At 40.5% G+C, this 20,094-nt stretch carries 19 protein-coding genes and 1 pseudogene; 10 read left to right on the top strand and 10 right to left on the bottom strand.

The window, feature by feature from the left end; all coding sequences use genetic code 11:
* Nucleotides 1-96: 96 nt before the first annotated feature.
* Nucleotides 97-615: a very short patch repair endonuclease gene (locus tag H6A34_RS07280; protein WP_204471108.1), complete on the top strand. Its 519-nt coding sequence runs from the start codon at nt 97-99 to the stop codon at nt 613-615.
* A gap of 16 nt (nt 616-631) precedes the next feature.
* Here H6A34_RS07280 and H6A34_RS07275 read toward each other — a convergent pair whose 3' ends face one another.
* From H6A34_RS07275 to H6A34_RS07240, 8 genes are all read right to left on the bottom strand, one after another.
* Nucleotides 632-1,285 carry a hypothetical protein gene (locus H6A34_RS07275; RefSeq protein WP_205104509.1) on the bottom strand — a complete coding sequence of 218 codons (654 nt, stop codon included), beginning with the start codon at nt 1,283-1,285 and terminating at the stop codon, nt 632-634.
* Nucleotides 1,285-2,187 (bottom strand): relaxase/mobilization nuclease domain-containing protein, encoded by a 903-nt coding sequence (locus tag H6A34_RS07270; protein ID WP_205104507.1) that lies wholly within the window; start codon nt 2,185-2,187, stop codon nt 1,285-1,287. The genes H6A34_RS07275 and H6A34_RS07270 overlap by 1 nt, the downstream gene beginning before the upstream one ends.
* Nucleotides 2,171-2,545 (bottom strand): MobC family plasmid mobilization relaxosome protein, encoded by a 375-nt coding sequence (locus tag H6A34_RS07265; protein WP_205104505.1) that lies wholly within the window; start codon nt 2,543-2,545, stop codon nt 2,171-2,173. The genes H6A34_RS07270 and H6A34_RS07265 overlap by 17 nt, the downstream gene beginning before the upstream one ends.
* Nucleotides 2,546-2,640: 95 nt before the next feature.
* A complete protein-coding gene (locus H6A34_RS07260) occupies nt 2,641-4,458 on the bottom strand; it encodes a DUF3987 domain-containing protein (RefSeq protein ID WP_205104503.1) in 1,818 nt (605 codons plus the stop codon).
* Nucleotides 4,409-5,005 (bottom strand): BT4734/BF3469 family protein, encoded by a 597-nt coding sequence (locus tag H6A34_RS07255; RefSeq protein ID WP_205104501.1) that lies wholly within the window; start codon nt 5,003-5,005, stop codon nt 4,409-4,411. Before H6A34_RS07255 ends, H6A34_RS07260 begins: the two co-directional genes overlap by 50 nt.
* 1 nt (nt 5,006) lies before the next feature.
* Nucleotides 5,007-5,360, bottom strand: a complete 354-nt coding sequence (gene mads1 / locus H6A34_RS07250; RefSeq protein WP_182101426.1) for a methylation-associated defense system helix-turn-helix domain-containing protein MAD1 — start codon at nt 5,358-5,360, stop codon at nt 5,007-5,009.
* Between the two features lie 313 nt (nt 5,361-5,673).
* On the bottom strand, nt 5,674-6,936 hold the full coding sequence (locus H6A34_RS07245; RefSeq protein WP_205104499.1) for a site-specific integrase: 1,263 nt from the start codon (nt 6,934-6,936) through the stop codon (nt 5,674-5,676).
* Nucleotides 6,933-7,496 carry a helix-turn-helix domain-containing protein gene (locus tag H6A34_RS07240; protein ID WP_205104497.1) on the bottom strand — a complete coding sequence of 188 codons (564 nt, stop codon included), beginning with the start codon at nt 7,494-7,496 and terminating at the stop codon, nt 6,933-6,935. Before H6A34_RS07240 ends, H6A34_RS07245 begins: the two co-directional genes overlap by 4 nt.
* Nucleotides 7,497-8,037: 541 nt before the next feature.
* Between H6A34_RS07240 and H6A34_RS07235 the strand changes: the two genes are divergently transcribed.
* The 8 genes from H6A34_RS07235 (at nt 8,038) to H6A34_RS07200 (ending at nt 17,466) form a co-directional block, all read left to right on the top strand.
* The gene (locus tag H6A34_RS07235; RefSeq protein ID WP_205104495.1) at nt 8,038-8,790 is read left to right on the top strand and encodes a hypothetical protein; all 753 of its coding nucleotides are present in this window, start codon (nt 8,038-8,040) and stop codon (nt 8,788-8,790) included.
* 104 nt (nt 8,791-8,894) lie between these two features.
* Entirely contained in the window at nt 8,895-9,092 is a 198-nt protein-coding gene (locus H6A34_RS07230; RefSeq protein WP_205104493.1) for a helix-turn-helix transcriptional regulator, read from the top strand.
* A 19-nt stretch (nt 9,093-9,111) separates the two neighbouring features.
* Nucleotides 9,112-9,735, top strand: a complete 624-nt coding sequence (locus H6A34_RS07225; protein ID WP_205104491.1) for a hypothetical protein — start codon at nt 9,112-9,114, stop codon at nt 9,733-9,735.
* Between the two features lie 30 nt (nt 9,736-9,765).
* Nucleotides 9,766-12,996 carry a type I restriction endonuclease subunit R gene (locus H6A34_RS07220; RefSeq protein WP_205104489.1) on the top strand — a complete coding sequence of 1,077 codons (3,231 nt, stop codon included), beginning with the start codon at nt 9,766-9,768 and terminating at the stop codon, nt 12,994-12,996.
* A 14-nt stretch (nt 12,997-13,010) separates the two neighbouring features.
* Nucleotides 13,011-14,687 (top strand): HsdM family class I SAM-dependent methyltransferase, encoded by a 1,677-nt coding sequence (locus H6A34_RS07215; RefSeq protein ID WP_205104487.1) that lies wholly within the window; start codon nt 13,011-13,013, stop codon nt 14,685-14,687.
* The gene (locus H6A34_RS07210) at nt 14,671-15,843 is read left to right on the top strand and encodes a PDDEXK nuclease domain-containing protein (RefSeq protein ID WP_205104485.1); all 1,173 of its coding nucleotides are present in this window, start codon (nt 14,671-14,673) and stop codon (nt 15,841-15,843) included. Before H6A34_RS07215 ends, H6A34_RS07210 begins: the two co-directional genes overlap by 17 nt.
* 5 nt (nt 15,844-15,848) lie before the next feature.
* A complete protein-coding gene (locus H6A34_RS07205) occupies nt 15,849-16,835 on the top strand; it encodes an AlbA family DNA-binding domain-containing protein (protein ID WP_205104483.1) in 987 nt (328 codons plus the stop codon).
* Nucleotides 16,836-16,863: 28 nt separating this feature from the next.
* Nucleotides 16,864-17,466 carry a restriction endonuclease subunit S gene (locus tag H6A34_RS07200; RefSeq protein ID WP_205104481.1) on the top strand — a complete coding sequence of 201 codons (603 nt, stop codon included), beginning with the start codon at nt 16,864-16,866 and terminating at the stop codon, nt 17,464-17,466.
* On the opposite strand, the gene H6A34_RS07195 is transcribed toward H6A34_RS07200, so the two are convergent.
* Entirely contained in the window at nt 17,390-18,616 is a 1,227-nt protein-coding gene (locus tag H6A34_RS07195; RefSeq protein ID WP_205104480.1) for a restriction endonuclease subunit S, read from the bottom strand. The two genes, H6A34_RS07200 and H6A34_RS07195, sit on opposite strands and share 77 nt — an antisense overlap.
* Nucleotides 18,617-18,693: 77 nt before the next feature.
* Nucleotides 18,694-19,686: a site-specific tyrosine recombinase/integron integrase gene (xerA, locus tag H6A34_RS07190; RefSeq protein WP_205104478.1), complete on the bottom strand. Its 993-nt coding sequence runs from the start codon at nt 19,684-19,686 to the stop codon at nt 18,694-18,696.
* A 301-nt stretch (nt 19,687-19,987) separates the two neighbouring features.
* Here xerA and H6A34_RS14975 point away from each other — a divergent pair.
* Nucleotides 19,988-20,094, top strand: a pseudogene (locus H6A34_RS14975) (restriction endonuclease subunit S); the annotation flags it as partial.

Below are 20,094 nucleotides of genomic sequence, written 5' to 3'. Positions count from 1 at the left end.
TTGGGATTGTAAATACAAAATTACATTAACTCACAAGAGATTGTCAATTCATTTATATGTGATTGCCAAAATCTAACATCGCATTTCATGGAATAAATGGACAGACTAACCAAAGAACAACGCCATCGCAACATGGCTGCAATACGTGGAAGGGACACCAAGCCTGAAATACTGGTGCGGAAATTCCTTTTTAGTCGGGGCTTCCGCTATCGGCTCAACCATCCACGTCTGCCCGGTCACCCAGATTTGGTGCTGCGTAAATACCGCACGGTCATCTTTGTGAACGGCTGTTTTTGGCATGGTCATGAGAATTGCAAATACTTTCGCCTGCCTAAGACTAACATTGACTTTTGGCAAAAGAAAATTGAACGGAATCAGGAACGTGATAAAAAGGAACAATGCCAACTCGCAGCTATGGGTTGGCATTGCATCACTATATGGGAATGTCAGCTGAAGCCTAAAATCAGGATGCAGACATTGGAATCACTGGCATACACCTTAAATCACATTTACCTTGAAGACCGTAAAGTCAAAACATACGAAATACCAGAAAGCGACAATAATCTTATGGCAGCAGAACCCGAACCTACATACGGAAAAACAAAACATCCATAAGATTTTCCAGATTTATTTATTCCGTACTTCTTTTCACCTCAGTACCCGTTATGTCCATCAGATGCTGATGTTGCTCCTTTACCGCCCGATACATCGAATAATACGCGAATGCTTCCTCCTTATATTTCATGCTGCTGAGTGAGGCTGCCACTGCCCATGCAAGAATGGCAATGGCAACAATTATCACATAACGAAGTTTGAAGTGATAACCACGCAAGAACAGGCCGTTGACGTTGGGCGGAATGATGGTCAGCGGACACCTCAGTTCATTGACTCTGGCAAGTATCTCATCCTGCCGTTCAAGGATTCTCTCCGTATTAGCTTCAATCTTCAAGCGATTCGTGTTATAATCGCAAACATGAACATAGAGATAATCTATCAGGCTGAACTTCCGTTTAAGCAAATCTATCAGTTTGGGAATCCATACAGAGAAAGGGATTCTGTCCGGTTGCTCTTTTCTCACTGATTTTTTCAATATCGACAAGACATCGTTCCAACAGTTATAGAAACTTTTTTCAACGCTATTGCAAATAGTCTGTTCGTCAACGGCTGATTGGGCAGTCTGCGTATGATTTTGGGAAGCCTCATTCAGGTTATTGACGGTTTCTTTCAATTCATTCACACTTTGACGCAAATTTGCGAGATTTGCAGCTATCACATCTTCTTTCATTATCTTCTACGTTTAAAGGGTTTATAAAAAGGTTCATTCTTTTTTGGGATATTCTTGTCTTTTTCATCACGCCATCCAAGGCTGTTGCTTGTCCCTCCTGCAGCACTGGAAGTGATTGCTTGATGAGGTTGAAGTAACAGTTCCTCCGTTAAGTTACCCAATGTCGTGCAAAGGCTGTTAAAACTCAAGTCACGGTCAAGCGTGGAACCGGCCAAACTGATACCGTCTTGGCTGAAAGAAATACCATGCACTTTATCTGACGCTTGATTTCGGTTAAAACGGATGTCTATATTCCGAACTTTCAATGCAGACAAAAAGTCTTTCCATGAATGGGATTCTGCCAATGCATCCAAAGTTGCGGAACGGAGATTGAGTTTCCGTAGTTGGTGAGGCCGCAACCTGTTTTTATTTCTCGCCTTACTGTTCTTCGGTGCAAGGTAAAGGCCATATTCTTCCGTCAGCGCACGGCATACTTTCGTGCTGCGTATTCTTTCGTTACTGTCGGAAATGAGGTTGCCGTCATTGTCTATCCGGTTAAACACCAAATGGCAATGGGGATGCTGGGTGTCATAATGTCGGGCTATGATATATTGCGTGTTGCGAATCCCCATCCGCTCCATCCATTTCCGGGCAATCTCCACCATGAGCGCATCTCCTTTCTCATCGTTGGGGAAACGAGCCGCATCTTGCGGTGAGAAGGCTAAAGAAACGTGTTTGACGGGACTTTTCACTTTCGGGCGCATGGATGCCTGTATCTGGAAAGAGTCCGCAATAGTCTTATTACTGACAGTGCAAACACCCTCATGTGCCAACAGTGTAGCACTCTTCTTCTTGTTCTTTTGATCATTGGCATAGTTCACGATGCCTCCGAAGTCCACTCTCGTTTTAATGTTCGCTATCATGACTATCGTTTTTTATCTGTGAAATGATTCTGCTGATTTCTGTGATGATGGTAATACAATGTTGCTTGACTACTTCCAACCCATGAATGTGCATCTGATGTGCAATCTGATTGACATTATTGGCTATGCCGGATAAGTCACGGATGGCAGAAGCCATTTCCGGGCTGATACGTTGGGTTACCTCACAACCCATTGCCGCCTGATGGCAAAATTCATTGACAGACAGTCCGGCTTGTTCCGCCTTTGACTGAATATAAATGTAGTCGCTCTCATTGAACATGATGCGGAAACATCTCGTGCGCTTCTGGTAACGCGCCAGCTTCGGGCGACCTCCGGGCTTTTTATTTTCTGTATTCATACTGCTTGTTGATATTGATTTTTTGAATATTTTGAGTGGGTAGTTGTGCCGCTTGCCGCATAGGTTTTAGTGACACTAAAACACAAACTGGCCACTCAAAAAATCTTCCGATATTTACCTTGTTCAATCCGACGCAATTTGCCACTTCTGATGAAGGCTTCTATCCACTTGGCAGCCGTACTGCCGTTCTCACCTAAAGCTAAAACAGCCGCATCGTAATCCTTCTTCGTGAAAGTTTCAGGCAATATATTATAAAGGGTGTTCCTCCGTGCTGCAACACCTGTTTCCTGTAAAGCGGAAGAAGTCTGTTTGCTCTGATTTCCTGACAGATTCCGATAGATAAAGACAGCATGATAGAGCAATGTATCACAAATATTCATGGCAACGAAATAGTCGGACTCTTGGCAAACCAATTGGATAATGCCATTGGAATCCGCTTGCACATTGTACACGTTCTCCAAATGGCGGACAGCTGTCAGTACCATCATGATGCGGTAAGCAATCAGTCCCATCCGTCTGACTATGCCCTGCATCCGGTTGTCCACTTCGTCACAACATTCTTCATTCACCCGGCTAAGGTATTCGATGAACTGTTCCTGCAAAGCAGAGGGAAGGGAAAATGAATAGTTGCCATGATTCACGAACTCTTCATGCAGATGACAGAAGCGGTCGCCCAATATGCGGAACATGGTATTCTTGGATTGGGAAATATCGCTTGTGGCAAACACATTTCTGATACCACGCTTAAAACGGATGATGTAAAAACAGAATCGGCTCATCAGTCCGTTCTCCGCATCGGGTATCAACCGCCTTACCTGTTCAGGCGTTCCGGCCAACGCTACAGACACCCTCGGATTGCTGACTTCGCAATACTCCCTGTCCTTGCGTCGGCTCAGACTTACCAGCTCATGGTGGAACGCCTTACGCAGCACATCGGAATAGTTTCCGTAATCCGACTTCAATGTCTGGCTTAACGTGTCACCTTCAGATTCGAACAACAGCCCGACACCGTCATTGTCGCCCAATATCTTCAACAAGGAACTTGCGCTGCTATTGGCCGGGATGATAAGCATACGCATAGGCGGCTCGGTCGGCATAGCTGCACCGTCCGACTTCTTGCTTTTGATATAGGTGTTCATCGCTTCCTTGTATTCCTGCTCCATTCGTTGCGAAAGCTCATGCAGATTACGGTTAATGGGAGCCACCAACTCACGGCATAAAGTCAACGCTCCTTTGCCCATTCCGGCATCAGCCACGACAAACAAGTAAAGATTGGGATAAACAATACGCTCGTCATACACACCACAGACATTATGTAAGCAAACCGACAGACATACTATCGCTCCTATCAGAATGGTATCGCGGTCGTCTTCCGAAATGGAGTTACCGACAACTTCACATAAAAAAGGCGGCAGTTGCTCGAACACACATTCGGGAAATGCAGGAAGCTCATCTGCCGATTTTATCCATTTGCCCGTTTTGCCATTTTGGTTATTTGGTAAAATGGATAAATCCTGTTCCCCTACCGAACTTAGCGGAATACCTGCCTGACCAGCCAAATGAAAAAACGAACGGATTGTTATGCCTTGTCCTTTGGCTTGCAGGCAACGGGTATATTGTTTGTCTGCTTCTTCCCTTTGATAGTCTGGATGGAAGCGGCTGATACGATGGTAATATTCTCTTCCGTTTTCACCGAATCCATCAACCAAGGCAAAGCCCAATTCCACCCAATCCTTGTATTCAGGTGCGATGTCAACGGCACGTTGTTCTATTTCGCAAATGATACGTTCTATTTCTTCCTCTTTATTATTAGAGGTGGAATTTGGAGCCGAAAGTAATTTAGGAGATGTTGGAACACTATTCTCAAAAGGGACATTCTCCCAATCTTGGGCGGAAAATATTTTCTTTGACATACTCGTTGTATTTAGGGTTAATATATGCTTGTGGGTCGTAAGGCAGGAAACAGGCGCGCGCCACATCGCTCCCCGACATATCCACCTTTGGCAATCCGGTAGCACGGATGCAGTTGGCAACAGCCTTGAAAAAGCGTGAATGTTCCCATCCTTTCAAATCCACAGGTATAATCCACTTCAATCCATTTCCTGAAGGGCTGGTGAACAGCAGTTCCGTATCAAAATATTCGTGATTGAGAATCTGTTGCTTCACTTCATCCATATTCTCTACATGGTCAAAATCCAGACACATCAGTCCTGAGTGCATTATCAGTTCCTTTTCATTCCGCTTGCGGAAAAGACCGGAGAAAGTGCAATAGTCAAAGTGAGAAGCCTTATATTTTTTGACATCCGCAAGAGAAGTCATTGAACGCAGAGTTTCCGTTTGTGGTTGGGCATAATGGCCAACCACATATCGGTACACATCCACAATGCCTATTGCCCTTAACGGCTCAATGTTCTGGATGGGCTTACGAAAAAATGAAAAACAATAATCCGTCGCTTCCATATTATCTGATAATCTTTTTGGATTTGACAAATTGTTCGGCTTCCAACATAAGGTCGTCCTGTGTCTTGTGGACTTTGCTCTTCAACCAATCATCTATTTCCGATTGTAAAAAAGCCAATGCCTTATTTATCTTATGTACGGGTATCTGTTTGGCTGACACCCATCCATAAACCGTTTGCTTAGCCGGATGTGATGGCAGATAAGCACAAAGCTCATCTATATCCATCCATTTAGGTGAATCACTTGCCTGCTTATGCTGCAAGGCTTTTACGGTGGACTGTAATTCTTCAACAGTCTTAATCAGGTAGGACAATGCATTTGGCATTTCCTCCAATGAATTTACGGTATAACTCATATTCTCACGTTTTTAAGTTTATGCCGCAAAACTATATGGATGCTTACGGGTGCTAAATAGGTGCCGGACAATCACCACTCTGCCCCTTTGTTACCACATGCAGATTTAAGTTTCATTAAGACACCTGCTCTTATGAAAGGTAACTGATGGAATAAAAACATGAGCGGAATTAGAAAAACAATAGGACTTCGGGGATATAACAAAGAAAACCCCTCAAAAAGCATGGTGCTTCATGAGGGGCAAATGGGTGGTAAATAGAGAATTCCTTTACATAAGTAACTGATGCTCAATGGTGGAAATTAGCACCGCGACCTTATACGGGCAGGTTATCTATATGTAATGTATTGGCTGCTTTCTCCTTTGCTGCATCCACAAGATGAGTATAAATTTGAGTTGTTTTGACATTGGTATGTCCCATTAAAGACTTTATCGTATAAATATCTACGCCGTTTTCAAGGAGCAACGAGGCGAAACTATGACGTCCGCAATGAAAAGTTACGTGCTTCTTTATGCCTGATGCCTCTATCCATTCTTTCAACGGATGGGAAATCCAAGAAATATCTGTTAGACCCTCGAACACCAGGCGTTCATCATCATCCGGGCGTTCACCACACAGTTGCAACGCCTGTGCAGTAACGGGCTTACAATCGAGCTTCTTTGTCTTTTGCTGTACAACCACGGCCTGCCACGTTCCTTTGCTTGTCTGCTGAATCTGTTTCCACTTCAACGGCTTAATGTCGCTATGCCGTAAGCCGGTCAGGATTGAGAACAGGAACGCACGTTTCAGCACATCGTCCTTGCAGGGCGTATCTACCAGCATCTGCACTTCGTTCATGCTGAGTGCGACACGTGGCTTTTCAATCTGACTAATGCCTTTTACCTTTGCGCTGATGTCAACCGTGAGATATTCATCTATAAAAGCCTGTTTCAGCCCTGCCTTGACAATGGAGAAATAGGTGGATGCCGTATTCTGTGAGATTGTGCCCTTCTTGTTGCCTCCCATTGGGGCACGGAGTAGGAACATCTTGATGTCCTCAAGCAATTTTACGGAGATGGATTTGAACGGGATGGGATTCCCTTGCGAATAAATTTTCAACAATTCGCCCACACGCATCCAATTGACGATAATCGAATTTGAACTGTTGGGATGGCGTTTGCTGATGATACCGTTGAAGTATTTGATGAAGTCCTGTTCACTACGTTCATTCTGCGCTGCAAGTTCATTTTCCTTATCTGTATAGAGAATGGCACTATCGTACTCATGCTGACGCAACTTCCGGACATTATCGGCATAGATACAAGCTTCCTGGTCGATTGTGGAACGGCATTGAATAATTCCGTTCAAATCCCTCTTCGGCTTGTAGTTGAAACTGCCATCCGGCAGAATTCGTGCGATGGATGACTTGTCCCAAATGGGTGTGGATATAGTCCGATTGATTGACTCTACCACTCGGCTCGCTCTGTTTGAGCCACGTTTATACACTGGGTACGATTCGATAATCAGATACCACTCTTCTTTGTATCTTGACCTCCTGAGCTTGACGGTCACTTTTGTGTTAGGCAATGTTTTCTTCATTCTATCTCTGATTTATAAAGGTTATCTATTTCTTGTTTGGGTACATACACATAGTTCCCGATTTGCCGGGATGGAATGGAGTATTTTCTGACGTGCGCCCATACGGAACTGTCATTGATATGATATTTCTCACAAACCTGAGCAATGGTATAACAGTCCTCCGGCTCCATACTATAAAGTTTGGGAATAGGTTTCTCTTTTTCAGCAAGACTCTTTGGACGAGTAAGAAAAAGTTTCTCCATGTCTGAACGCTTAATGCGTATGAGCCGGGTGCCGATATTGACGGCTGGAATGCGTCCTGATTTTATCAGCCGATATAAGGTATTACGTTCCACACCGAACATGGCCACAGCTTCCTTTACTGAAAGATATTCCCGTATGTCAGGGATTTGCCGGGCTATGGTTTCTAACCGTGCGTTTCTATCCTTTGCGTCCTTTTTACGCTTCCACGCCACCTTACTGCATTTAGGCGAACAATAGTGGCTGTCAAGTGTCTTTGCGATAAATGTTTTACCGCACACCTTACACTTCCGTTTGATTTCAAATCCGATTGTTGGCATATTATCTACTTTTAAGTATGTATTAGTCGAGATTAGTAGGATTTTGTCCCACATTATCTACTTTTTTGTCTTGTCGCAAATATGTCGCAAATAAGGGATAAAAAAGGGCGTAAAAAAGGCATAGAAACCAAGAACCCCATAAACGCAAAAAGCGTGCAACTCGTTGAGCTGCACGCTTTTGCTTGCGATTTAGTATGTATTTACTTATCGGAATCATTTGACTTCCTCAAATATAATATGCTATGAATATCAGCTATTTATAATTTCATGGTACAAATATGAATTATTTTAGTGGTCATATATTGAAAAGCAAGAGTAAAAAGAGATATTTCCACGGCAAAAGAAAGATTTATGATTATTTAACTATGTATTTTGTATTTGCAGATGTTTTCATTTGATGTTGGATATTTGCACTTGTTTTGCTCTTCTTTTCACAAAACGCATAAAACGAAGACATTGTATCTTTTTCGCTTATTTTTGACTTTCGTTTTTTATGGAAATACGTTATACTTTTGCAAAATAATCGTAGATAAAAATAGTTATGAAGCAAAGGCAACATATATTCCAATCCTGGGCGATAGAAGTAGTAACGGTGCTTCTGGCGTCCACAATATCATTTCCTGTGAGTGATGCTTTGGGCATACAGCTAAGCATTCTCCCTTTTATCATGGTAGCTTGTTATGTTGCTCTAAAACTCATTTACCATTTATGCCTCTCTCTGTCGGCACATATAATATCTCTTGCTTCTTTATTCTTCCATAAGCCTACGAAATCTAACCGACAATCTAAAGATGATAGCACTTTAGCAACTGCTATATCTATGGTTGGCAATGACGATATTCAAATGAAACGGATAGAGTTATTCCATTATGAGTACCTGCATGAGGAACGACAATATCTTCAGCAAAAAGAAAGGGAAGAAGACGAAAAACTACAAGCCGTATTGCAATACACCCGAAACACATTCAGGCAATTTGATTTTAGCGAAGAAGAAATCTTCCAAATCTGCGAATGCGTCCGATACTTTGTCACCAATCGGAAAGCTCTTAGCGTAAACATCCACATCAAACGACGTACAACAGTTACACAAATCTCACTAAAGAATTTTGCTTGGAACATTGCTTTTCAATACAACATCAGTCGGGATATCACGGCACAATTTGTTATGCAAACATTCCATGAATGGTTTGCCAATTCTACTCTTGACACAATCAGAAAGAACTTGCGTACAACAACAGGGAAGCATAGGATCAAAATAGATGAACATATTGTTTCTATTGCTCATAATCCATAGCTCGCAATGCTCTAAATCAGTTACATCACATTAAATGTTGAAACACAAGGTGCATTTATCGCGTAAAATCATTATATTTGCACCAAAAGCATTATATTGGCAATATGGAAGATTTGAATCAATTAAAGCTTGTACTAGTTAAAAAGAAGAGAACCAACAAATGGTTGGCCGAACAGTTGGGAGTAAACCAAACGACTGTATCAAAATGGTGTACCAATACCACTCAACCAGATTTGGCAACTTTGAAACGCATCTCGGAATTGCTGGAGGTTAATGTGAGCGAGATAATAAACTTCAGTTAAAACTTAAAGAATTCATGATATGAAAAATGTAATATCACTTTTATTATTATCACTAATAGTGGTAGGATGTGGCCAAAGTAGAGAAGAAAAGGCCGCATTGTTTGCAGAAAATGAGGTTAAGAAAATCCTTAATGATGCAAGTTCTTATGAAGCTGTAGAAACTAGGTTGGACAGTGCATTCACCTCTATCTATACTGATTATGAGGCTTGTGCTGCCGCATATAAAATAGCGGAATTACGTTCCAAACAAGAAGCACTACAAGATGAATATGATAGAGAAAAATCATCAGCTGCCATTTGGTCTAATTCTTGGGATGCTTATAGCAAAGAACAACATAGACAAGCTAAAAAAGAAATGGAAGAAATAGGTAATAGGCTGAAAAAGGTCAATGACGAGATTGAAGAAAATAAGATGATTATAAAAAATAGATACAAGTCTCTTGATGAAAATAAATTTTGTGGCTGGGCAATCTATCATAGATTCAGATGTGCAAATGGTTTGGGTATAAAGTCGCTTGCAGATATACTACTTGTAACGGATGAAAATTTTGAGACCCTTCAAATAAGAATGTTGCTTGATGACAACGACCCGCAAGGTTTCGAGCAGATAAAGCAAACCATTGATGGTATTATAGAGAAATAAATACTTGTTTATAATACACAAAGCCATATTATGAAGCAATTTTCAGAAGCAACACGAGTACAGATGCCAGCAATGGTACATCTTACCCGATTGGGGTATTCATATATTGGAAAACTTCATGAAGACATGAATGGCAGTGTCTATGATGGAGATACCAACATACTTCTTCGAGTATTTGAGAATAAATTCAAAACTTTAAACCCTGGGCATGAAGGAGAATTTCTTCAAGTACTTAAAGAAATCCGTAAAGAACTTAATGACGATGATTTAGGTCGCAGTTTTTATAATCGGCTTAAATCTGTATCACCTATAAGATTGATTGACTTTGACCATATTGAGAATAACGATTTCCATTTTACGGCGGAGTTTACTTGCAGGAATGGACAAGACGAATTCCGTCCTGATATAACCTTGTTTGTTAATGGTTTGCCCTTGTGTTTCGTCGAAGTGAAAAAGCCAAACAATCATGGAGGCATGGTTGCAGAAAGCGCAAGAATGAATCGGGAGCGTTTCCCGAACAAGAAGTTCCGCCGTTTTATCAACGCTACCCAGTTGATGATTTTCAGCAACAATATGGAGTATGACGCCCTTGGAGGCATTGTACCTATACAAGGGGCTTTTTATTGCACAGGTGCGAGATTGTTTTCACCATTTAATTGTTTTAGGGAAGAGAATCCGGGTAGTATGAAAGTTGCACCATATCACCGAGACTATCCATATAAAGATATAAACAAAACTGTAGAAAAGAGTATTCTGTCTGATTATAACTGCCAAGTGATTCATACCAGCCCTGAGTATCAGACAAATCTTGACATCAATACTCCTACAAATAGAATTCTAACATCCATGTGTTCGCCAGAGCGGTTGCTCTATATCATTAAATATGGCATTGCATATGTGAAAATGGAACGAGAAGTAGATGGAAAAATAGAATCTACCGACCAAAAGCACATTATGCGATACCAGCAACTATTTGCTTCATTGGCCATCCAGAAGAAACTCGCTGAAGGTGTCAAGTCGGGGGTTGTATGGCATACGCAAGGTAGTGGTAAAACAGCTTTGTCGTACTACTTGACTTATATACTCAATGATTTCTATGCCAAGCAAAATAAGGTTGCTAAATTCTATTTCATTGTAGACAGGCTTGACCTTTTGGAACAGGCTACGCAGGAATTTGAGGCAAGAGGGCTTGTTGTTAGTACAGCTAATTCAAGGGCAGAATTGATGGAGCAGTTCCGAAACAATCAGGCACAACAAGGAGTAAGCGGTCAAGCTGAAATAACTGTGGTAAATATCCAACGCTTTGCTGAAGACAAGGAGAAAGTTCGCATCAATAACTATGCAACCAACCTTCAGCGTATATTCATCCTTGACGAAGCACACCGGGGATATAAACCTGGGGGATGTTTTCTTGCAAACCTCTTTGAGGCAGATCCCGAAGCAGTGAAAATAGCCCTTACTGGAACCCCTCTACTAAAAGAAGAACGAGCGTCCTGCAAAGTGTTTGGAGAGTACCTTCATACCTATTACTATGATAAATCAATTGCAGACGGATATACGTTGAAAATCATCCGAGAGGATATTGAAACTTCATATAAGGAACGATTGTCAGAAGTTTACGATAAACTTGACACTTTAGTACAAAAGAAAGACATCAAGAAGTCTGAGATTATTGAGCATCCAAACTATGTAGGAGAATTGGCTCACTATATTATCAATGACTTGAAAGAGTTCCGAAAAATACAAGGTGATGATACTTTGGGAGGTATGGTAATATGCGAAACTAGTGAACAAGCACGTAGGCTTTATGAAGTATTCCAAGAAGAATGGGAAAAGCTTCAACCAAAGCCTATTAAAATAAAATTGGCTGACGGCTCATTTGTGGTAGGTGAACCAGCCGTGGATTATAAGTCTAAATATCGGCCCCTCAAAGCAGGTATCATTCTTTATGATACAGATGATAAGGAAACACGCAAGCAGATAATCAAGGATTTTAAAAAGAATATGACCATAGACATATTGATTGTTTTCAATATGCTACTTACCGGGTTTGATGCACCACGGTTGAAACGCTTATATTTCGGACGAAAGCTAAAAGACCATAATCTTTTGCAGGCAATAACCCGGGTGAATAGGCCATACAAGGATATGCGTTACGGCTTTGTGATAGATTTTGCCGATATAAAGCGTAACTTTGAAGAAACCAATGAAGCTTATTTGCAAGAGCTAAATCGCTTTAATGATGTGGATGAAACTGGTGAGGGCAATGCAACAGACACATTCACACAGGTGATTGAAGATAAAGAAGAAATCATCAAACAAATGAAAGGAGTCCGCCAAACGCTCTTTAATTACTCATATAATAACGCTGAAGTTTTTTCCTCTGAAATATCAACCGAAGAAGACAAAAGTGTGCTACTTGAGTTAAAACAGGCTTTGATTTCGGCAAAGAATATGGCAAACCTTGTGCGTACTTTCGGTGATGATGACATGAAGGAGCAGTTCTCTAAGCTGGAGATAACCAAACTGCCACAGCTACTTTCAGAAGTTCAACATCGTATTGATATTATAAATCAAAAGGAGGTGTTTAGCACCAGTGAAGAAACTAAGGCACTCATCAATGAGGCCATGATGGATATAGAGTTCAATTTTTCGAAGATTGGACAAGAAGAAATGCGCCTGATTGGTGGAGGAATTGAATTGAAAGAAAAGTGGCATCGTACCATAACATCCTTTACACAGAACATAGACCAAGATGACCCAGAATACATATCGTTACGCGATGCGTTCATGGAGAGATTCAAGGAACATGGGTTTGTGATTGACACTATTGCTAAATTCAACGAAGAGACCAAGGCTTTGGATGACATCATCAAACGGTTACAAGACATTCAAAGACGGAATAATGTACTTCTGAGAAAATACAAAGGAGATGAGAAATTTGCCCGCGTTCACAAACGAATACGCGAGGTCAACAAGCTGCGTGAAGAAAAAGGGCAGAAGCCTATGTTCTCTTTTCTTGACGACGAGATTGTAGCCATACTCAACATCATAAAAGAGGAAATAGACGCAAAAGTCTATGACCGTAATGACATTTTGAAAAAAGATGCCTATTTTAACCGTACGGTCATGGCGCTCATCAATGGGTGTTTGTATCATTTTCCACAGATAAAACCAGAAATGGAAGATTACAAATTTATCCAATCAAGAATATCTCAACAATATATCAATCAATATAACGCCACATATGGAGTGGCATAACAGCAAAATAGATTATGTCAGGAATTAAGGAGAAAACCTTACAACTTATAGATGGACTGAAAGCTACTTGCCAAGCATACGGTATGGGAAATGATGGCAACGAGTATAAGATTATCACACAAGTATTTTTATATAAGTTTTTGAATGACAAATTTGGCTATGAAGTCAAAAATGCCAAGAGTGACATTGCCAAGAAATTGAATGGCAATGTGAAATGGGAACAGGCTTATGAGGAATTATCTGATACGGAGCGAATGCTTTTACAAAGTGCCATATCGCCAGATGTTCCAATGCTTGAACCGTATCACCTTATAGCCAATTTGTGGAACCAACAAGGAAAGGGTGACTTTGATATGATTTTCGATTCCACGATGACGGACATAGCCGAAAAAAACGCAGACATATTTTCCACGCAGACAACAGCAAATACCAAAATACCACTCTTTGAACCTTTGACGCAATTTGTCACCGATAGCGCACAACGAGCACCTTTTGCAAGAGCGTTGGTAGATAAGCTCGTAAACTTCTCATTTGAAGAGGCATTTGCACAAAACTACGACTTCTTCGCTAGTGTCTTTGAATACCTTATCAAAGACTACAATACAGCAGGAGGCGGTAAATATGCTGAATACTATACGCCTCATGCTATCGCCACAATTATGGCACGGTTGCTTGTAGGGGATAATGCAGACCTACATAGTATGGAATGTTATGATCCATCCGCAGGTACAGGCACTTTACTTATGGCTCTCAGTCACCAAATCGGAGAAGACCGCTGCTCAATATTCTCACAAGATATTTCCCAGCGAAGCAACAAGATGTTGAAGTTAAATCTTCTTCTTAATGGTCTGGTTTCTTCGCTTGACAATGCTATTCAAGGCGATACGCTTGTGAATCCATATCACAAAAGCGATGATGGCAAAGAGTTACGGCAATTTGATTTTGTAGTCAGCAATCCCCCTTTCAAAATGGACTTCTCCGACACCCGCGAGAAGATAGCTGCCATGCCGGCACGTTTTTGGGCTGGCGTTCCTAAAGTACCAGCCAAAAAGAAAGAATCAATGGCCATTTACACATGCTTTATACAGCATGTTATTAACTCGTTGAAGAGAACAGGTAAGGGAGCCATCGTAATTCCTACAGGATTTATTACAGCCAAGAGTGGCATAGAAAAAGTTATTCTTAAAAAGATTGTTGATGATAAGATAGTATTCGGGTGTGTCTCAATGCCGAGCAATGTGTTTGCGAATACAGGTACAAATGTTAGCGTACTTTTCTTTGACAAGTCACAGACTGCAGAGAAAGTAATTTTGATTGACGCAAGTAAACTTGGCGAAGAATACAAGGATGCTAATGGACTGAAGAAAGTGCGCTTGCGTGATGATGAAATCGAAAAAATAGTTTCCACTTTCCAAAACAAGGAAGCGGTAGAAGATTTCTCGGTAGCCGTGACCTACGATGAAATCAAGGAGAAAGGTTACAGCCTTTCAGCCGGACAGTATTTCGACATCAAAATTGACTATGTGGATATAACAGAGGAGGAATTTAACGCCCGAATGGAAGAGCATAAACGGACACTCGCTGAACAATTTGCTGAAAGCCGCCGATTGGAGGCAGAGATAATGAGACAACTTGACAGCCTGCAGTTCAATAACACAAATAACCCAGAGCAACATGATACAACAGACTAACAACATACCAGCAATCTATACAGAGGCGGCAGAAACCATTAAGACAGCCATACTGCAAGGGCAATATGAAGCCTTGAAAGGTGAAAACCGCATACAGTTGGCCGTATATTACAGCGTGGGCAAGTATGTGTCGCAAAACTCACGAAAAGGGAAATGGGGAACTGGTGCGCTCGCAAGCATAAGCAATCATCTCAGAAAGATACTTCCGGGGTTACGTGGTTTTTCGGCGGAAAGCCTTAAAAAAATGAGGCTGTTCTATGAAGCTTGGGATATGCTGGATAATAGTTTGCACAAATCCAATAATTCGGTAATTGCGATTACCGAATTAGACGAAACGCCACAATCGGTAATTACGATTACCGAAACAGGGCAAATAGACATATACCATGCAATGGCTATCCCAAATACCGCAGATTTCCCGGCTATGGAGTTCTTGGCAGTGCCGTTTACGCACCACACAAGAATTATAAGTAAGGTAAAGGGACTGCAAGAGCGATACTATTACATTCGGAGGTGTGCGCAAGAACACCTATCCGTAGAAGCCCTTGTAAAGCTCATTGACAACAACGCCTTTGCCTGTCAACAGCTTCCCAATAATTTTTCAAAAACAATGCTTGATGCAAAGGAGGCCCGCAAAGCTGTAATGATGTTTAAGGATGAGTACGCACTCGACTTTATCAATGTGGAAGAAATCGGGGAACGTGACAGCGAGGACATAGACGAACGAGTGGTAGAACAGCAGATTGTTCAAAATATCAAGCGATTCATTATGACATTTGGACGTGATTTTGCATTCATAGGCAATCAATATCATCTTGAAGTTTATGGTGTAGAACATTTCCCCGATTTGCTTTTCTTCAATCGCGAATTGAATGCGATGGTATGTGTAGAACTAAAGGCTGGCTCTTTCAAGCCTGGCTACCTTGGGCAACTTATGGCTTATCTGCGCATTTTGGATGACCATGTAAAAAAACCACATGAAAATCCGACCATAGGAATTGTGCTGTGTAAAGAGGCAGACAAGGAGTATGTAGAATATGTTATCCAAGATTACAATAAACCAATGGGTGTGGCGACCTACACAACATCAGCAGATATGCCTGAAAAGTTGCGTAAAGCTTTGCCTGATAGCGAAGAATTAAAGAAATTATTGTGAAATGTATGATACAGATTGACGAAATAAAAGAGTTACTTCGATTAAGAAGTGATGGAAATCTACGCCATAGAGAAAGTCAAACTTTAGAATTTAAGGAATCCTTTAATTTTGCTGGATTATCTGAATATTTTCGTGATTTTGCAGCATTCGCAAACAATAAGGGTGGATGGCTTATTTTTGGAGTAAAAGATAGACCCAAACGTGAACTTATTGGATTAAGTGATAAATCTGTAGAGCAATTTGACAAAATTGACCCTGAAAAAATCTCTGGCTTCTTATTGAATTTATTTTCAGGAGATATTGTGTGGGAACATGATATTGTTGAAATCAACAGTATGAATTTTGGTGTTTTCTTTATAGAAGAAGCTAAAGTAAAGCCTATTATCTGCAAAAAAGACGAAGGAGAAATCAGAAATGGTGAAATATATTTTAGATATGGAGGACGAACTCAGAAAATTCAGTATGCAGAATTGGAAAATATTATTAATCATAGGATAGAAAAACAAAACAGGCAGTGGATGGATTTGGTTTCAAAGATAGGAAAATCAGGTCCACAGAATGCCGCAATATTGGATTTAAATAATGGCTCAATAGCAAAAGATAATTCCCAAATACTTGTTGTTGATGAAAAATTATTGAAAGGCATAAATTGGATAAAAGAAGGTTCTTTTGACGAAAAAAGTGGGGAACCAACACTAAAATTGGTTGGTGAAGTTCAGCCTATTGATACCGTGGAAGTGATAAGAACAGAACGGATTAACAGATTGAGAGAGTATCCCTTGTCTGCGAAAGAATTAGCTGAAAAAATTAAGAACAAAATACATATTAACACAAACGATATATGGAGAATTATAAATCAGAACGGCATAAAAAACAATCCGGATTATTCAATCTTTAATTTAGAAATAAGAAGCAAGAAGAACAATATGATATGGATGGAGTTATTCCTAATGGTGTACCTTCCATATATAAGGAATCTACAGTTGATTTAATTATAACTATATATAAAAACGAGCGAAAATGAATTTGTGTAGATTAAGTGATATAGCCAATATAGAGATTAGCGGAGTAGATAAGAAATCCATTGATGGTGAAACCCCTGTAAGGTTATGCAATTTTGTTGACGTGTATCGAAACTGGGCAATTACACAGAATCTATTAAAAAGTTTTATGATTGCATCTGCGAAAGAAACAGAAATTGCCAAATGTTCTATTCACAAAGGGCAGGTCGCTATAACGAAAGATAGCGAAACAAGAGACGACATTGGCATTTCAGCTTATATCGCTGACGACTTTGACGATGTGCTTCTTGGCTACCACTGTGCCTTGATTACACCCAATGAAGATATTTTAGATGGGAAATATCTGAATGCTTTTATGCACACAAGTTATATCCAAAAGTATTTTGAGAACAATGCTTCTGGAAGCGGACAAAGATACACCCTTTCTAACGAAACTATATTTCAGATTCCCATTCTGCTTCCATCATTGAGAGTGCAAAAAGCTATTGGAAATTTATTATCTAACATCGACCGCAAGATAGAACTCAATCGTCAAATAAATGATAATTTAGCGATACTTGGCCGTTCATCAGCAAGGGCAGAAGTTCGTTGCGCTGTTTAATGAGTTTATCATTTTGCTTTTCTATTTCTAACTCCATGGTAATAAGTGCTTCTATTTTTTCAGAAAAATCTTTTAATGTTGCAGAATTTGGTTGCATCAATTTTATTAAGCTTAGATTTTCACGAGTTATTTGCGGTTGCCCTGAGCCTGATATTGCACCTTTAACATTTGCATAGTTTAGTGCTTGTTTAATGTATTCATTGTGTACTTGTGAATTACGAATTTTTATAACCATAGCATTGCCTGTTATCCAGGATTTCGGTAAGGTTCTATTGATAACGCCACAGCTGTTTCCACGACAAGCCATCGCAATTTCACTATTTTCATGATTGTATGACGAGTAGTAACCTATTATACCATTTGCACCATACACTTTATACTTTCCGCCATCTGATAAGTTATTCAGTCCAAGAGCTTTCGGCTGATACATCTCACAAAAATCTCCTAAAGTACAGTCTTTCCATCCTTGCGGAATCTTTCGTTTCAACTTCTCATTCCATACCATCTCACCACCACTTAACTTATAAGGTCGTCCGTTCTCATCAGGGAAGTCGAACTGCACAAACCAATAGTCGTAAAGCTGCTTCGCCATCTTCTCTAAATTATCATTTATCGCACGGTTAAGAGTGATTTTATGGTCTATATCGGTTAAGATACGGCCGATCTTTATCTGATTTTCAAGATTGGGAATCCACACGGTGCAATCCATAATCTTATCAGGTGAGGTGTGCCGTATCTTTGTTTGTTGCGCCGCAGCACTAAGTTGTTGTCTGACAAGGTTTGAAGATATAAGATAATAGCAAAAGTTTGGGTCAATACGATTTCTCTTGCAATGAACCAATGCAATGTCTTGACTTTGAATGTATTTTCCACTTTCAGGAATGCGAGCTGTAGTACCAAGCAATCCTAAAGATTGTTCTGTAAGAGGTGTAATGATGTCGCCTTTCTTCAAGATAAATTCATCTTTTACCGCTCCCGTAAAGTATAAGTCAGTCTTGGAAGTGTTTTCTTTGAAACCACCTCCATTCATATTGAAGTTACCAAGTGTCAAGCGGATAAACTCTCCTTCTTCCGCATAAAACTGGCCGGACAAACTCATGCCACGAGTTACATCAACCAAATCTCTTAACTTATACTTTGTGAGTTCCATTAGCAACAATTTTGTTGCAAAGATACTCTTTTTGCTTGAAAATATGTGATAAAGCCAAGAGAAAGGCGTGTATAATGCTATCCAATATACTTTCTGTGAGCCATCTTTACATTGTTCTGATTGACCATCGCATAGTGCAAGGTCGTGTCAATCTTGACGTGACCGAGCAATCGCTGCACCTGTTCTATAGGCATACCTTTGTCAATGGCCATTGTAGCCAATGTGCGCCGGAACTTGTGAGGATGCACTTTGGCGATATTTACTTTGCGTCCAAGTGTTCTCAAACGCACTTCCACACCACTAATCGAAAGTCGAGAATGGGGATTAGAAAGCGATACGAACAACGCAGGATTATCATCTGTGCGACTATTCAAATAGTTCTGTAGGTGTATTTTGGTTCGAGCATTGAAATATACTTCACGTTCCTTATTTCCCTTTCCAAACACCACACATTGCCGTTCATGGAAATCAATATCTTCGCGATTGAGGTTGACCAACTCGCCTACACGCATACCCGTACTGGCAAGCAAATCAATCATGGCAATGTCACGAATTTCTTGGCAACTGTCACGCAGCACTTCCATATTCTCATCAGTCAGAACTTCTTTCACTAGGCTTTCCGTGCGCACCCGATGAATACGACGCACGGGGCTTTTCACAATAAAATCTTCATCTTCAAGCCATGCGAAGAATGATGAAAAAATGCGCCGCATATTGTCAATGGTTACCCGACTGACTTTCCGTTGCTCTTGATAGTCGGATAGATAGTTGCGTATATCGTTAGTTGTAACATCGCACACTGACTTGCGAACAGCCGCAAAGAGTGTGTCAATAGTAGATTGGTAGTAGCTGATTGTCTTTTCGGAACAACCCTCTATCTTCTTTGCCGAGAGATACGCCTGCAAGAGTTCTGCATTAGCTTTTGCCTGTTGTTCTTCCATGCTGATAGGTTTTACCACTTCGTATTCAGACAGTTCCTGTATAAGAACTACCTCTAACTGTGTTATTTGTTCTCCTGATAAAAAAGGAGCAACACCGTTTATAACGGCTTGGATGATTGTTTGTTTCATGTTCTGTACTATTTGAATTTATACCCATATAATATAGTAACAGAGCAATGGAGGACATTTTGACCCTCCCATTTCATAAAGTGGACGTTAGTCCTCGTTCCAATGTTTCTCGCATTCAGTACAATAAATTGTACCCTCTTCTGCGTAAAACACTTGTCCACAGCATTCGCAGACTACTTTGACCAATTTCGGTTTCCAAGCAAATTTCTTCATATCGTTTGAATTTAAAAATTATATATGAATAGTTCCGATATACAGAAAAAGTTTATTCCCCTCTGCGCTAAATGATAATTTAGAGAAGATGGCGAAGCAGCTCTACGACTACTGGTTCGTGCAGTTCGACTTTCCAGATGAGAACGGACGACCTTATAAGTTAAGTGGTGGCAAAATGGCCTACAATAAACGATT

The sequence above is a fragment of the Marseilla massiliensis genome (assembly GCF_016899855.1).
Lineage (GTDB): Bacteria > Bacteroidota > Bacteroidia > Bacteroidales > Bacteroidaceae > Prevotella.
This window is presented reverse-complemented; position numbering and strand designations above follow the sequence as displayed.

What these genes read in the sequence shown, in the direction of transcription:
- H6A34_RS07270 (WP_205104507.1), bottom strand. Translation starts at nt 2,187, where the DNA reads ATGATAGCGAACATTAAAACGAGAGTGGACTTCGGAGGCATCGTGAAC.
- H6A34_RS07225 (WP_205104491.1), top strand. Translation starts at nt 9,112, where the DNA reads ATGAAAAATGTAATATCACTTTTATTATTATCACTAATAGTGGTAGGA.
- H6A34_RS07200 (WP_205104481.1), top strand. Translation starts at nt 16,864, where the DNA reads ATGAATTTGTGTAGATTAAGTGATATAGCCAATATAGAGATTAGCGGA.
- H6A34_RS07265 (WP_205104505.1), bottom strand. Translation starts at nt 2,545, where the DNA reads ATGAATACAGAAAATAAAAAGCCCGGAGGTCGCCCGAAGCTGGCGCGT.
- H6A34_RS07205 (WP_205104483.1), top strand. Translation starts at nt 15,849, where the DNA reads ATGATACAGATTGACGAAATAAAAGAGTTACTTCGATTAAGAAGTGAT.
- H6A34_RS07210 (WP_205104485.1), top strand. Translation starts at nt 14,671, where the DNA reads ATGATACAACAGACTAACAACATACCAGCAATCTATACAGAGGCGGCA.
- H6A34_RS07215 (WP_205104487.1), top strand. Translation starts at nt 13,011, where the DNA reads ATGTCAGGAATTAAGGAGAAAACCTTACAACTTATAGATGGACTGAAA.
- H6A34_RS07230 (WP_205104493.1), top strand. Translation starts at nt 8,895, where the DNA reads ATGGAAGATTTGAATCAATTAAAGCTTGTACTAGTTAAAAAGAAGAGA.
- H6A34_RS07260 (WP_205104503.1), bottom strand. Translation starts at nt 4,458, where the DNA reads ATGTCAAAGAAAATATTTTCCGCCCAAGATTGGGAGAATGTCCCTTTT.
- H6A34_RS07240 (WP_205104497.1), bottom strand. Translation starts at nt 7,496, where the DNA reads ATGCCAACAATCGGATTTGAAATCAAACGGAAGTGTAAGGTGTGCGGT.
- H6A34_RS07275 (WP_205104509.1), bottom strand. Translation starts at nt 1,285, where the DNA reads ATGAAAGAAGATGTGATAGCTGCAAATCTCGCAAATTTGCGTCAAAGT.
- H6A34_RS07255 (WP_205104501.1), bottom strand. Translation starts at nt 5,005, where the DNA reads ATGGAAGCGACGGATTATTGTTTTTCATTTTTTCGTAAGCCCATCCAG.
- H6A34_RS07245 (WP_205104499.1), bottom strand. Translation starts at nt 6,936, where the DNA reads ATGAAGAAAACATTGCCTAACACAAAAGTGACCGTCAAGCTCAGGAGG.
- H6A34_RS07280 (WP_204471108.1), top strand. Translation starts at nt 97, where the DNA reads ATGGACAGACTAACCAAAGAACAACGCCATCGCAACATGGCTGCAATA.
- H6A34_RS07220 (WP_205104489.1), top strand. Translation starts at nt 9,766, where the DNA reads ATGAAGCAATTTTCAGAAGCAACACGAGTACAGATGCCAGCAATGGTA.
- H6A34_RS07235 (WP_205104495.1), top strand. Translation starts at nt 8,038, where the DNA reads ATGAAGCAAAGGCAACATATATTCCAATCCTGGGCGATAGAAGTAGTA.
- xerA (WP_205104478.1), bottom strand. Translation starts at nt 19,686, where the DNA reads ATGAAACAAACAATCATCCAAGCCGTTATAAACGGTGTTGCTCCTTTT.
- mads1 (WP_182101426.1), bottom strand. Translation starts at nt 5,360, where the DNA reads ATGAGTTATACCGTAAATTCATTGGAGGAAATGCCAAATGCATTGTCC.
- H6A34_RS07195 (WP_205104480.1), bottom strand. Translation starts at nt 18,616, where the DNA reads ATGGAACTCACAAAGTATAAGTTAAGAGATTTGGTTGATGTAACTCGT.